This window comes from Planococcus sp. MSAK28401 (genome assembly GCF_018283455.1).
GTDB lineage: Bacteria > Bacillota > Bacilli > Bacillales_A > Planococcaceae > Planococcus > Planococcus alpniumensis.
The window spans coordinates 695,582-709,175 of record NZ_JAAMTH010000001.1 but is presented as its reverse complement, the minus strand read 5'-3'; the positions used below and the strand labels follow the sequence as shown (position 1 = coordinate 709,175).

The window sequence follows — 13,594 nt, the reverse complement described above, 5'->3', positions numbered from 1 at the left end:
TGTCTAGCACAGGGACATCAAAACTCCTCATGCGTCGCCGGGTCCATATCAAACAACCTGCCGTCCGGGCGGGACAAATCCGAAATCGCCGTCATTTCACTGTCGCTTAATTCAAAATCGAAAATAGCCAGGTTTTCACGCTGGCGCTCAGGCGAGGTGGAACGCGGAATCGACACCGAGCCGATTTGGTATTGCCAGCGCAAGACGACTTGCGCGATGGTTTTATGATGGGATTCGGCAATTTGGCTGATGGTGTCATTCGACAGGATATCCTTCGCTCTGGCGATTGGGCTCCACGATTGCGTTTGGATATTGAGGTCCGTGTGCACTTTTCGCTGATGTGCCTGGTTGAAGAACGGGTGCAATTCCACTTGGTTCACACTCGGCGTCACCCCTGTTTCTTTGATGATGCGATCCAAGTGCTCAGGCAGGAAATTACTGACACCGATCGAGCGGACGAGCCCCCATTTCTGTGCATCGATCAAGGCTTGCCATGCCTCCACGTACGTATCTTGATTCGGCAATGGCCAGTGAATTAAATACAGGTCGAAATAATCCAATTGTGCCCGGAATAGCGATTCCTGGATCGCCACCAAGGCTTTTTCGTATGTGTGATAGCGTCCCGGCAGCTTGGAAGTCACCCATAGCTCGTCACGGGAAATGCCGCTGCGCCGGATGCCTTCGCCGACCGCGCCTTCGTTTTCGTAGTTATACGCCGTGTCGATCAAACGGTATCCCGCATTGATGCCGCTGCTGACGGCGTTCGCTCCGGCATTTCCCCACAGTCCGTATGTACCGAGCCCTGTCACCGGCAAAGTTGTGCCGTCATTTAATGTCACTTCTGGAATTGCTTTTACCATCTACTTCCACTCCTCTCAAATCTATTTTCAGATTACTCTTACAGCTCTATGAATTCAAATCATTCGGCTTCCGAAATTTCTCTGGCGAATAAAAAGAGATCCGCTCCATTGTCGAATGGAGCGGATCTCAAATTGTGTTGTGCACAGGGGCGTTGCGTGACGCAAACGCCGCTATATCAAGGTTCTTACCCGGAGAATTGTGTGGTGCACAGGGACATCACCTACTGCTTCTTCTTCCCTTTCCCCTTCACCACCACTTCAGCTTCAACGCTCACTGCATCGTAAATCGAGTTCGCAATGAAGCGGTAGCTGTGCTCAGTATGGGCACGGAATGCCAGAGAGTTGGCAAACAAGTTAAACGTCGTCTCTCCCTCATCAGCCGTAATCGCCATCGTTTGGCCTTGCGCTTGTTCATAGCCAGGCCACCAGCCGGCGAGGTAGAAATCGTCGCTGTCCTGGAAGCTCGCGAGCACTTCTGCGCCTTCCGGTACGCTTGAAATCCACGAACCGGTCGTGACGTAGAGATTTTCTTGCTGCTCGTATCCGGCAGTCAGCGGATGCTCCGCGACATCGGCTTTGACGAGCCCTTCGTGTCTGCTTCCGGTGCTCGTGTACGCAAAGCCTGGAAGCAAGCCGCTCTTACTGACAGCGTTAAGTGCAGGTGCACCGATCCCGACAAAAGTTTTGCCGGTGATTTGTGCTGCGTTAAATGAACCGCCATCGCTGACGATGACATCCGCTGCTGCAGCGTCCGTCAGTTCAAAGCCAAGCTGGCGCAACGAGAAGTTCAATTGCGCAGAACCGGTGGCCGCAACACTTGGCTGCTCCAGCACTTCGGTTTCGGCATTTTTGCCGTTGCCGAATACTTGCGTCTCAAAATAATAATCATCGGCATACGCGCGAAGATCGTTCGTTGCTACGACGAAATCGCCAGCCTCCGCTTTTCCTTTGCTTTCCGTCAGCACTTCCACTGTTTTGCCGTCAGCAAGCAACGCGTTGACGACGCGGATTGCATCGTTCGTGGAGTTCTCGAGAATTTGTTTCGGCGGGTTTCCTTTTACCGTGCTTGTCGGAACAACCGCTTCTTCAAGTTCTTGAGTCTTTCCATCGAATGCATTTTCAACACGAACTTCTTCCAAATCAAAGCCTCTCAAATCGGAGAAGTTGACGACGATCGGGTCATACATCGCATCCCAATCGGAAACATTATCACCTTCATAGAGCATGGCATTCGCCAAGCCGCGTTTCGCCTGGTCCATCGGCACGATGAATGTGCCTTTCGGATAAGTTACCCCGTCCACCTCGACAGGTTTCACGGTCTTTTCGACTTCCACGCCGTTGCGAATCAAATAATCCGCCATATTATAAGCTTCCAACGCATTCTTCTGGTTCTTGTCATCTGTCGGAATCACGTAGTAATCCGGGAAGAAGTTTTCATTGTCTCCGCGGTCACGGCCGATCACTTCACCTGCCGCATTGACGTAATATTCATCGACGGCACGGTTATCTTCCCCGTCCACGCCGCGTTTGAAGATCTCCAATTGCTCTTTATACAATTGGTCTTTATTGTCATGCACGTAATTCGCCGCGCCGAGTCCGCTGCCGACAAGTGCATTATAGCCGTCCTGGCTCAATGTCGGCACTTCGATCGTATGGCCGAGCGCACCGTGAAGCATCGCGTAAATTGCGGTGTACGCTGGCGTCATATCATCCCAACCGGAACCGTAGCCGTCTTTGGCAATGAAATACGAGGTCAGCTCGGAATTCGCGATGCCCGCCTGGCCCATCGCATTGGCTTGTTCCATCATATTGTCGATCAATAAATCGTATTCAAAGTTCGGGTTATGCGGCGGTGTTGCCGGTTCGATCAAGAACCCGTCCACATAGCCGTGGAAATCCACAAATGATAGCGGCGTCCATTTCGACAGCACTTCATTCACTTGCTGCGTTTCCACTTGCGTTTGGTACGCATTGTCGCGGTTCAAGTCAAAGCCCTCGGCGTTCGCGCGCGTGTTGGCCGCTCTGCCGTCCGGGTTGCTCGTGAACATATAGAGGAAAATCGCATCGTCGAGCACCTCGTCAACGTTCAAGTTCTCTTCAAATTCCGTGTCGCCGTCTGTATTCATGAATTTCACTTCGTCTTCCAAAGCGAATTTCTCCAACAACTCAACTTGCACGTCCACGCCTTCCACTTCGTCCGGGTGGATATTATTGAACCAGATCGGCACTTGGTAATCGCCCATCGTATCGTTCTCAAGTTTTTCAATTAAACTTTCCGGATCTTCAAGCGCAGTCGGCAAAGTTTCATTCAAATACTGATCGACCGCTGCCTCATCTCGCGCCAAAATGACGAAATGAATATCGCGCCCTTCCACCGTTTTGCCGACGGTCTGATACTCGAGGTAGCGATCGTTGTCCGCATCTTCTTCAGCGGCTGCGAAAATATCATCGATCGCCGGTTTTAATTCATCGTAAAACTTGAACTCATCGTAGACATTCAATTCGACAGTCGCTGCCGCTTTGTCGCCGCTTGCCGAATCAATCAGCGCCAGTTCATAATCGCCGATAAATTGCTGGTATTGCGTGCGGATCGTGCGGTTGGACAAATCATCCGTCCCGTACAATAAACCAAATTCCAGCACGGCGGTGATTTTGTTCGTGCCTTCCACAAAAGAAGGCTCTTCAACCACTGTGATGAATGGGTCGCCATTGTATTGTTGGCCTTCTGTCCATTGCTGCCATTCAGACAACGGCTTTCCTCCGAACTGGAATTCGACATCTTCCAAATCGACCCCTTCGCCTAAATCAGCCGACACTTCGACAGTGCGCGCTTCGGTCAACGAAAAGACCGAACGGCTCACTTCAAGCGCAGTCGCTTGTTCTGTCGCACTAGCCCCCGTTTCATTTGCGGCCATTGTCGGCACAAACGCTGACAACACCAGCATTACCGAGAGCTATCCTGCAAAAACTTTTTTCATCCACATAACATCCCTTCACCTTGAAATTTTTATTACCAGCTCTTAATATAACAGAATATTTCGTATTCCGAAGTAGGCAAAAGGATTAATTATTAAAAATAGGACTTTATTCCAGTTATTGAAACATCTATTAATTGTGTGGTGCACATGGATGTCGCAACATACAAATCCTTCCACAACAGGGTTTTCACCTGAAGAATTGTGTCGTGCACAGGGACGTCGCAACATTCAAGCCCTTCCACACCAAGGTTTTCACCCGGAGAATTGTGTCGTGCACAGGGACATCGACCAAAACTTTATACAAAATTACGAATTCATGTACAATTAAAGGTAGTACATCATTATAGCGAGGAGCATACATATGGAAACAAGCACATTTAAACTGATCGAAGCGACCATTGAAGATATTCAACAAGCCTTCCATGACCAAAAACTGACCTCCGTCGAATTGGTCCAAGCCTATCTCGACCGGATCGAAGCACTCGATCAAAACGGACCGAAAATCAATTCCGTCCGCGCCATCAATCCAGACGCATTGGCAATCGCAGCCGAGCTGGACGAAAAACGCGGACAGGACGGTCAAGGCCCGCTCTACGGCATTCCAGTGTTGCTGAAAGATAATATAGAAACAAAAGACAAGATGCCGACTACTGCCGGTGCCATCGCACTTGAACACAATTTTGCGAAAGAAGATGCGTTCGTCGCGAAGCAACTGCGCGACGCCGGCGCCATCATTCTTGGCAAGGTGAATTTGAGCGAATGGGCGTATTTCATGTCGCAAGACGGCCCGAGCGGCTATAGCTCACTCGCCGGCCAAGTGAAAAATCCGTACGGCATCGATGTCTTTGAACCGGAAGATGTCGGTGGTTCGAGCTCCGGGACGGGTGCTGCGATCGCATCGAATTTCGCGGTGGTCGGTGTCGGCACAGAAACGTCCGGCTCGATTCTCAGCCCATCAAGCGCCAACTCCATCGTCGGCATCAAGCCGACCGTCGGGCTCATCAGCCGCTCGCGCATCATCCCGATTGCTGAAAGCCAGGATACCGCAGGACCGATGGCACGTACCGTGGCAGATGCGGCAATCTTGCTCGGCGCCATGACCGGCGTCGACGAACAAGATCCGGCGACACTGGGGAGCACAGCATGCGCACTCACCGATTACACGCCGCATCTCAAATCAGACGGCTTGAAAGGCGCCCATATCGGCGTCGATCTTTCGTACTTGAACCACGAAGCACCGGAAGAACGCGCCATTATGGACGCAGCAATCGAGCAAATCAAAGCACTCGGCGCCACCGTCGTCGAATTGACGATTTCCCAGCAGGAGTTTGAATCAGACGTGTTATGGTATGAATTCAAGCGCGGCGTCAATGACTATCTCGCCACTACACCAGATGACGTGCCGGTCAAATCACTCGCTGACGTCATTGCCTTCAACAAACAAGACCCCGAGCGCCGCATGAAATTCGGCCAGGCGGAACTGGAGAAAGCACAAAACTTGAGCGACGATCCGAACGACGCGACATACTTGAAGCACCGTGAAATCGATTGGCGTTCTTCAACGACTGAAGGCATCGACCTCGTCATGAAAGAACACCAACTCGACGCATTGTTATTCCAAAACAACCGCGGCGCGGGGATGCCGGCAAAAGCGGGCTATCCGTCTATTACCGTGCCAGCCGGTTACGCGAGCAGCGGGCATCCGGTCGGTGTTACGTTCAGTGCACAGGCCTTCAGCGAAGCGCGGTTGATTGAACTGGCTTATTCATATGAACAGGCGACGCAGAAACGGATTAAACCAGATTTGGAATCGCACTGAATTTTAAAAATGTAAAAAAACACCCAACACTAAAGAGTTGGTATTCGGTATCAACCATTTAGTGTTGGGTGTTTTTATAAATGTGCCATTTGAATTCTCAAAATATAAAGTTTATACTATCTTTAAAGAAGTTCCTTTAGGGGTGCGGGAGAATTGCTGCTTGTTATATCGGTGATTGAGTTCATCGATACGTTAATTCGAAGTAATTCCGAGGTTCGATTCCTTAAAGGGGGAATGTATATGCTAAAACAAACTACATTGAGAGTAAGAAACTTGCTTAACAATTTGGGTGTTAAAGCACTTCTCCTGATACTGGGCGTGTGGTCATCCCACCCGCTGCCCTAAAGAAATTTCTTAATGAATTTTATTGGGAAATCTTATTATTCATAAAGGATCAAGGTTGGCTTTGATGTATGCCGCCTCGATCTTTTTTTATTTAATGAATGTGGCACAAGTTCCATACATTTTATCCGCAATAGTAAACTCTCTATCTGCGTGATAAAATAAAAAATGCAGCTACATAAAGTGGACGGGCGGTTGGCACTCCCTTGAGAAAGGGGGTGTTTAGATATGGTAACTTACGATGCTATGAATATGCTATTTCAATTTGGTATATTCCTCACTTCAGCTTTGACCGCTGGAGTCGCGATCATCGCAATTGCCATCAACAAAAAGAAGTAACCGCCTTCTCCCTGCCAGGATTGTAGGTGGTTACTCTTTGCTTAAAACATCTTCAATTTGGCCAGCCGCACTTATACGGCATGTACTGCATCGACCGGGTGTTAGCGCACTCGGTCTTTTTTTATGTCTAAATTATAGCATATTAAGTTTTTGGGTTCTATTATTTAATAGTTTATTAATAGACTCTTTCGGTTTTTATCTCATACTAATTAAGGTCGCGGCTTTTGCTTTTATCTCTTTACTGATCGAGTGATGCTTTGAAGCAATGACTTCTTTTAAAGCTTCCTCTTCCCACCCATTTTTAAATATGGTAATAGCTGAAGAAATCCTGATTAATTGTCCAGAAATTTTAGAAGCATTTGGATTATCCTCTAAAAGCTTTTTAGCCAAAGGCATTTTATCTTTCCCGCTTAGTTTTTCCTTGCTAAATGCCAGTTCCTTATAATCCTCGAAGTAGTGAACGAAATTAGATTTCCCTATAGACTGTAGCGCTCTATTAACTGTACTCATGCTAGATTCCCCTTTCCCTTGTAAGACAATTCCAGAATAGCACATGAAATTACAGCCCGATTCAGTGAATATTTTATTGTTAATCATCAACATCTTATAATTAACAAGAAAAGGTGTTATTACATATGGATACATAAATCGAAAAGAATTAAGTTCCGTCAATTCTACGTTTCTATGTTCATCTGATAAAAAATATATCGGAACTATTTAATACATTCCACGTATTAAAACTAAAGGGGTGAATGTATGGAAGTAATGGTAAAATCAATAAACAAATTCAAATTTTTTTTACTTAAAAAAAGGTTGAAAGAATTCAATAAGCCAGGCGAAGGCGGAATTGTGGCTACCCTTTTAGAAACAAAATATGGAGAGCCAGTTTTGCTGGCTCTCCATGAAGATAAAGAAGGTCCAGTATTGAATTTTTGGTTGTACTCAGTTCACTGGACAAAGATTGATCGATCATCAATGATTCTTTTTTTAAATGAACATTCTTTACAAATCAGTGATATTCAAGTGTTAGAGAACTGCAATAAACCTCATATAAAGAAGTATAGTAAAGGGTATGGATCTATTTTTATGACTTACCTTATTAAAGAAGCTAAGAAAAGAAACATAACTACAATAACCGGTGAAATGTCTTTCGAAAATGACGAACAAAAAATTAGACAAAAGAATTTCTATACAAAATATGGTTTTCATATCGATAATGATTATGAGCTTTTAAAAACGCTTTAATGCTGTCTTTAATTCAACTGCTTCTATAAATAAGAGAAGCGGAAATGGATCCCACCGAACTTTAAATACCACTGAATTTGATCAACTAGAATAAACACCCTCTACCAAGCGAGCGGCATTTGCCGTTACTCAGGTACAGGGTGTTTTCGGTACTATTCATTTCTCCGCGGCACATACGCATAAGCTTTCTCATCTTCCGTCACTTCAACCAACACTTCAGAAGGAATCTCTTGCTCGGCAGCTTGTTGTTCATTAATCTTCACAGGCGCCAACTCTTTCAAACTCTCCAAGTTTCGATACTTCAAGGCTTTCAGACCGAAGTTGATCTTCACTTTATAGTTTTCTTCAATGCTTTTCACTTTCTCTTCAATGCTTTGGATCAACGCGTGATTCTCCGCAACGATCTCTGCCAAAGTCTGCGATTTTACGTCGGCTTCTTCGTAATTGCGGATGGTCCGCAAATATGGCTCGTAGCATTCTTGGATAAACTGCACATTCAATAGCAATAGTTCCTGCTTGGTGTTGAAGCGCCCGATGAGTTGCTCGTACTCTTTTTTCACCGGGGCCTCTCCCCATTTCCGCAGCGTTTCGTGCTCTTTCAAACTTTCGACACTCGCCACAATGGCTTTCAAGTCTTTCGTCAGCACTTTCAAATCCTGCAGCGTCGCCGTGTAAAAGCCTTCGATTTCCGCGTCTTCCACGCCGCCGAGTGTGATGCCGTTTCTCCGGAAGCGTTCGATGACTTCTTTGAAATAGCCAAAACGCGCGTCGATTTTCCCGGCGAAATCGTGTTCACGGTGTTGAATGAGCGTCTCGAGTTTTTTCTCCATGCTCTTTAAGGAACTTTGAATTTCCATGAGTTGCTGCTGGCCAACCACCGTCGTCAACAGGCTCATGCTCGCATGGGCAACGAGCCCAGGGTTCACCCGTTTCACCAAGACCGCCTGCTCGTAAATCCCTTTCACGCCGTCTTTTTTCACCGCCGGCATATAGCCCTTGCCGTTGACCCGCTCAATGAGCGTCATACTCTTATCCTTCAAGCCTTTCACAACTTCCGGGCTGAACTGCACGCGGAACGTCCGGCTTTGATGGAAAATAACTGCTCCGTCTTTCAGCGTCTCAGCGATAACAGGCATCATATTCGCCGGGATCTCGATCCGCTTATAGCCGTGCTTGACGAGTTCCGCGTCTTCGACTTCCGTCACGACCGGATTCAACTGGCTGTCGTCGTCTTCGGGTTCCGGCTCCTCCACTTCTATCTCTTCCGCCACACTTTCGCTAGGCGTTTCTTCTATTTGAATAGATGCGTCTTTATTCTTTCTGAAATAAATTAGAAATGATAGCTTAACTATGTACTAAAATGATTGTCTAAGCATGTACAGTTTTGATGTGCATCGGCATACTAATCTAGAGGTGATTAAGTATGTACATACAGCTAGCGATTGAAACGGAATTTGAAGTGAAGAAATTGAGTGACTTACCGAAATTTAAAACCCTAATGGAGAATCTAAAAATGAAAATAAACAAAAGTGAACTGGCGAGAAAGCTTGATGTGGACCGCCGAACAATCGATAAATACCTAAACGGCTTCACGCCATCCAAAACCAAGAAGAAAGGCTCCCAAATCGACGAATTTTACGAAGTCATTTCGCTTCTTCTATCCGTCGAATCCAAACAGGTTTTCTATTACAAACGGATTCTCTGGCAATACTTGAAAGACAATCACGGATTGAAATGCGGACAATCGACTTTCCGTGCATATATTCAACGAACACCTGAATTTAATGCCTATTTCAAGGAAGGGAAACGAACGGTGCCCCTCGAATCGAGTGCACGTTTTGAGACCCCTCCCGGGGAACAAGCCCAACTGGACTGGAAAGAAAACCTGCCCTATGAAACCAAGGACGGAGAAGTCGTCTACATCAACGTCGCTGTCCTCTTGCTTTCTTATTCGCGATTCCGCGCTTTCCATCTAAGCATCTCCAAATCGCAAGCCGTTCTCTTTTCCTTTATGAACGATGCGTTTGAAACCTTTGGCGGTGTGCCGAAAGTGATTGTCACCGACAACATGAAAACCGTCATGGACGATTCCCGTACCCGTTATTCCAAGGGAAAGGTCAATGCGAAGTTCGCCCAATTTGCGCAAGACTATGGATTCAAAGTACATCCCTGCATTGCCGGAAAACCGAATACGAAAGGCAAAGTGGAAGCACCGATGAAATACTTGGATGAAATCCATGCCTATCAAGGCAAGTTCAACTTGGAAGAGCTGCATCAATTTGTGCAAAAGCTATGCGAACGGATCAATCAATCGTTTCATCAAGGGACGCATAAAATACCCGTATTTGCACTAAAACAAGAAAAGAACCTCTTATTGCCCCTACCACGGAAACAAATAAGAGATTCTTATCAGATCAATCACACGCTTGTAAAGGTCAACCCTTCAAATATGGTTCCTTATAAAGGAAAACACTACTCGGTACCAGCCAAGTATCAAGGAAAGACCGTAGGTCTACAAACATATGATGACCAACTATATGTGTATGATAACACAGAGCTGCTTGTCCAGCATCCCATTAGTCAGTCGCCTCTGAACTACAAACCGGTCCATTATCAGGAAAGTTTAGGCCAAGCCCTTCCCGATTATCCGAACATCGAGGAATTAGCTAAAGGAAATCTGGCAGCGATCGGTGAGGTGTACAAGCATGACTAATACCTATCAGCAACTTGTTCAAAATTTAGAGTACCTAAAGTTGAAGCAAATGACCGCACACGTCAATGAAGTCGTCGACTTCAGCATCTCGAACCAACTGTCATTTGTGGAGATGTTGGTGAAATTGACCAACTATGAAATCGACGTGCGCGAAAAGAATATGCTTCAATCCATGGTGAAGGTCGGGGCTTTTCCTCATTTAAAGGAGATGGATCAATTTGATTTCGACTTCCAGCCAACCGTCAACAAAGGGCAGATGTATGATTTTCTGTCCCTGCGCTTTATCGAGAACCTGGAGAACATCGTATTCTTAGGCACCAGCGGTGTGGGCAAAACCCATTTGGCCACTTCCATCGGAATCGCAGCCGCCAAGAAAAGAACAAGCACCTATTTTATCAAGTGCCATGATCTTCTTCAGCAATTAAAGAAAGCGCGATTGGAGAATCGCTTAGAGGCCCGTTTAAAACACTACACGAAATACAAACTTCTCATCATTGATGAAATCGGCTATTTACCGATTGATCCGGAAGATGCCAAAAGCTTTTTCCAACTCATTGATATGCGGTACGAAAAGCGCAGCACCATCTTCACGACCAATGTAAACTTCAAGTCGTGGGACGAGGTCTTTCAGGATACGAAGATCGCCAACGCCATCCTGGACCGCATCTTGCATCACGCTACGGTGGTCAGCATTGTCGGCGAATCTTATCGCATCAAGCATCATTTAGCTTCTGAAAACGAGTGAAGTTGTGCATCATTAAACAAGCGAAAATGTACATAGTCAAGTTGACATTTACATAAATAAAGGCGCCAACTACTATAACTAAAACTGCCGCAATCAAGAGATAAATATATTCCATTAGCTACGCCTCATTTCTTTGGTAGTTCATATTTTACTAAAGAACCGATCATAAAGGATAAAAGAAGCTTACCAGTCTCTTTTAAATCTCTCCCCTGTGCGCGAGGAAGCTAACGATTTACGACAAGATAAAAAAATTCATGAATCATCTTTCATTTCTCGAGTTTAACAATTAGTTATTCACCTGCCGCTTAGGCGGTGTTTACCAAACATATAAGATATCGAATAACATAGTATTTTCCAGAAAGCTTTGGTATTGTAAAATCAAAAGCAGTGTTATACCGGACCAGAAGGAAGTGCATAAAACCTATTATGAAACGCTATTTGATGCTCTTTGTTTACATCACTTTCTTATTCCTGTCGATCCTTTATTTTACTGGACAATCAGCTGAGCCGGTAGCAGAAGACCAGAGCCGCTTGCTGCCAGTAAAAATGAAAGCGATAAAAGCGACCGACAGCACGGCCGAAATTCAGCAAGTGGTCCTCGATGCCAATTCGGAAGGAGAGCCGATAGCCATTGCCGGCATGCAGCACAGCCAAGGTGGACATACGGTGTATCCCGACGGCATCCTTCTTGATATGAAACCATATAATAAAATTCTGAGATTCGATGCACAAGAAAAAACCATTACGATCCAAAGCGGAGCGACTTGGAGTGACATTCAGGACTATATCAATCCATATGGGCTAGCATTAAAAGTCAGCCAGTCCCAAAATATTTTTACTGTCGGCGGCTCTTTAAGCGTCAATGCGCATGGCCTCGATATCCAAAACGGCAGCTTGATCGACACTGTCGAATCCCTTCGCCTGCTTGATGCAAACGGTGAGATCCTGACGCTCAGTTCGGTTCAGAACCCCGAGCTGTTCCAAGCGGTTATAGGAGGCTATGGTTTATTCGGCGTCATTCTGGACGTGACATTGAAGCTGACAGACGATGAAATGTATGAAATACATTCTGAACAGCTTCAGTATGACGAATACAGTGATTATTTTAACGACAACGTCAAAGCAGACGAAAGCATGAAGATGCATTTGGCGCGAATTTCCTTATCCCCTGACTCGTTTTTGAAAGACATGTATGTCATCAATTATCAGGAAATGGAGCGGGAAGGCCTTCCCATGGAGCCCCAAAAATTAAAGCAGGAGACCTTGATCGCTGTTCCGAAATTTTTCCTCGGACTTGCCCGGCTGAATGAGCAAGGAAAAAAAGTGTTCTGGAATACCCAGAAAACCTATTCAGCTTCAATTGATGGAAAATTGATTTCACGAAACAATGTCATGCGGTCGGATTCCGAATTCATGGAATACAGCCATCCCGAAAACACCGAAGTCCTTCAGGAATATTTTGTTCCTGCAGAAAATTTTGAAGCGTATATTGATGACTTGAGAGAAACTTTAATCGATGAAGATCAATTTAATTTATTGAATATCACCATCCGTTATGTTGAAAAAAATGAAAAAGCGGTGCTGTCTTATGCGAAGGAAGATATGTTCTCGCTCGTCCTCCTGATCAATCAAGGAACAGATGCACAGAGCATTGAAGATACTGGAAGGGTCGTCCGCAACATGGTGGATGTGACGCTCGACCATGGAGGAAGCTATTACCTGCCGTATTTTGGCTACCCTACTAGAGAGCAAATGGCAGAAGCCTATCCAAGGACAAGCGAGTTTTTCGACTTAAAAAAAGAATATGATCCGAGCGGGCGGTTTGTGAATATTTTCTATGAGGAGTATAAGCAATGAACTATAAACGATTCATCGTCTATCAAGGAACCATCGTCATGGCCTCAAGCATGATCTTCCCTTTTTACATCCTGATGCTCAGAAACGTTGGAAATTCCTATTCCCAGTTTGGCTGGGCATATGGACTGTTTGCGTTGACCGCTGCGATTTGCTACCCGCTCATCGGTAAAATCGCTGACAAAGCGGGCGACCATGTACTGCTTAGCATCTATTCCTGGGGGATGGCGCTAATATTGCTTGTCTTCCCCCTGGCAAACGAAATATGGCATGTCTATATTTTGCAAATCCTTATGGGAGTTCTTGGTGCAGTCCAAAAAAATTCTGAAAAAACCGTATTGGCCAGACATGTATTAAAAGAAAGCGCCGGAAAAGAAATTGGCAATTACCATATTTGGACGTCAATTGCTGCAGCGGCAGCGGTCATTGCCACCGGCTATTTAGTGGATTTCTTCACAATATCAAGCATTTTCTATATCGCCTCTGCACTATTCGCCTGGAGCGGGTTTTCGATAATGAAAAAAGATAAACCCTTGCCGGAGTTGCAAACTTAAAATCCATATAGCGGTTTCCACATTCACCAGTCAAACGATTGGACATCCATCATTTATTGGCACAGCATTTACTCTAACTGAACATACTAAAGCCGGATCCATTAACCCTTAAGTGAGGTTAATGAATCCGGCTTTTTTTACTGCG

11 protein-coding genes are annotated in these 13,594 nt (G+C 45.7%); 7 read left to right on the top strand and 4 right to left on the bottom strand.

What is annotated here, in order from left to right; genetic code table 11:
- Window positions 1-17: 17 nt before the first annotated feature.
- Both G3255_RS03700 and G3255_RS03695 read right to left on the bottom strand, forming a co-directional pair.
- Window positions 18-860 (bottom strand): aldo/keto reductase, encoded by an 843-nt coding sequence (locus G3255_RS03700; RefSeq protein WP_211653341.1) that lies wholly within the window; start codon window positions 858-860, stop codon window positions 18-20.
- Window positions 861-1,081: 221 nt separating this feature from the next.
- Window positions 1,082-3,805: a M14 family metallopeptidase gene (locus G3255_RS03695; RefSeq protein WP_211653340.1), complete on the bottom strand. Its 2,724-nt coding sequence runs from the start codon at window positions 3,803-3,805 to the stop codon at window positions 1,082-1,084.
- A 394-nt stretch (window positions 3,806-4,199) separates the two neighbouring features.
- On the opposite strand from G3255_RS03695, the gene G3255_RS03690 reads away from it, so the two are divergent.
- Both G3255_RS03690 and G3255_RS20040 read left to right on the top strand, forming a co-directional pair.
- Window positions 4,200-5,657 carry an amidase family protein gene (locus tag G3255_RS03690; RefSeq protein ID WP_211653339.1) on the top strand — a complete coding sequence of 486 codons (1,458 nt, stop codon included), beginning with the start codon at window positions 4,200-4,202 and terminating at the stop codon, window positions 5,655-5,657.
- Between the two features lie 570 nt (window positions 5,658-6,227).
- Entirely contained in the window at window positions 6,228-6,338 is a 111-nt protein-coding gene (locus G3255_RS20040; protein ID WP_249222058.1) for a putative holin-like toxin, read from the top strand.
- 195 nt (window positions 6,339-6,533) lie between these two features.
- Here G3255_RS20040 and G3255_RS03685 read toward each other — a convergent pair whose 3' ends face one another.
- Complete coding sequence (locus G3255_RS03685; RefSeq protein ID WP_211653338.1) at window positions 6,534-6,848, bottom strand: hypothetical protein; 315 nt, start codon at window positions 6,846-6,848, stop codon at window positions 6,534-6,536.
- 246 nt (window positions 6,849-7,094) lie between these two features.
- On the opposite strand from G3255_RS03685, the gene G3255_RS03680 reads away from it, so the two are divergent.
- Window positions 7,095-7,583 (top strand): N-acetyltransferase, encoded by a 489-nt coding sequence (locus tag G3255_RS03680; RefSeq protein ID WP_211653337.1) that lies wholly within the window; start codon window positions 7,095-7,097, stop codon window positions 7,581-7,583.
- A gap of 152 nt (window positions 7,584-7,735) precedes the next feature.
- Here G3255_RS03680 and G3255_RS03675 read toward each other — a convergent pair whose 3' ends face one another.
- Complete coding sequence (locus G3255_RS03675; protein WP_349291409.1) at window positions 7,736-8,836, bottom strand: DUF1572 domain-containing protein; 1,101 nt, start codon at window positions 8,834-8,836, stop codon at window positions 7,736-7,738.
- Between the two features lie 170 nt (window positions 8,837-9,006).
- Here G3255_RS03675 and istA point away from each other — a divergent pair, with 170 nt between their 5' ends.
- From istA to G3255_RS03655, 4 genes are all read left to right on the top strand, one after another.
- Window positions 9,007-10,296: an IS21 family transposase gene (gene istA / locus G3255_RS03670; protein ID WP_211653336.1), complete on the top strand. Its 1,290-nt coding sequence runs from the start codon at window positions 9,007-9,009 to the stop codon at window positions 10,294-10,296.
- The gene (istB, locus tag G3255_RS03665) at window positions 10,289-11,041 is read left to right on the top strand and encodes an IS21-like element helper ATPase IstB (protein ID WP_211653335.1); all 753 of its coding nucleotides are present in this window, start codon (window positions 10,289-10,291) and stop codon (window positions 11,039-11,041) included. The genes istA and istB overlap by 8 nt, the downstream gene beginning before the upstream one ends.
- 426 nt (window positions 11,042-11,467) lie before the next feature.
- Entirely contained in the window at window positions 11,468-12,898 is a 1,431-nt protein-coding gene (locus tag G3255_RS03660; protein ID WP_249222057.1) for an FAD-binding oxidoreductase, read from the top strand.
- Window positions 12,895-13,449, top strand: coding sequence for an MFS transporter (locus G3255_RS03655; protein ID WP_211653334.1), 555 nt, complete (start codon window positions 12,895-12,897; stop codon window positions 13,447-13,449). Before G3255_RS03660 ends, G3255_RS03655 begins: the two co-directional genes overlap by 4 nt.
- Window positions 13,450-13,594 lie beyond the last annotated feature (145 nt).

What these genes read in the sequence shown, in the direction of transcription:
- G3255_RS03700 (WP_211653341.1), bottom strand. Translation starts at nt 860, where the DNA reads ATGGTAAAAGCAATTCCAGAAGTGACATTAAATGACGGCACAACTTTG.
- G3255_RS03695 (WP_211653340.1), bottom strand. Translation starts at nt 3,805, where the DNA reads ATGCTGGTGTTGTCAGCGTTTGTGCCGACAATGGCCGCAAATGAAACG.
- G3255_RS03690 (WP_211653339.1), top strand. Translation starts at nt 4,200, where the DNA reads ATGGAAACAAGCACATTTAAACTGATCGAAGCGACCATTGAAGATATT.
- G3255_RS20040 (WP_249222058.1), top strand. Translation starts at nt 6,228, where the DNA reads ATGGTAACTTACGATGCTATGAATATGCTATTTCAATTTGGTATATTC.
- G3255_RS03685 (WP_211653338.1), bottom strand. Translation starts at nt 6,848, where the DNA reads ATGAGTACAGTTAATAGAGCGCTACAGTCTATAGGGAAATCTAATTTC.
- G3255_RS03680 (WP_211653337.1), top strand. Translation starts at nt 7,095, where the DNA reads ATGGAAGTAATGGTAAAATCAATAAACAAATTCAAATTTTTTTTACTT.
- istA (WP_211653336.1), top strand. Translation starts at nt 9,007, where the DNA reads ATGTACATACAGCTAGCGATTGAAACGGAATTTGAAGTGAAGAAATTG.
- istB (WP_211653335.1), top strand. Translation starts at nt 10,289, where the DNA reads ATGACTAATACCTATCAGCAACTTGTTCAAAATTTAGAGTACCTAAAG.
- G3255_RS03660 (WP_249222057.1), top strand. Translation starts at nt 11,468, where the DNA reads ATGAAACGCTATTTGATGCTCTTTGTTTACATCACTTTCTTATTCCTG.
- G3255_RS03655 (WP_211653334.1), top strand. Translation starts at nt 12,895, where the DNA reads ATGAACTATAAACGATTCATCGTCTATCAAGGAACCATCGTCATGGCC.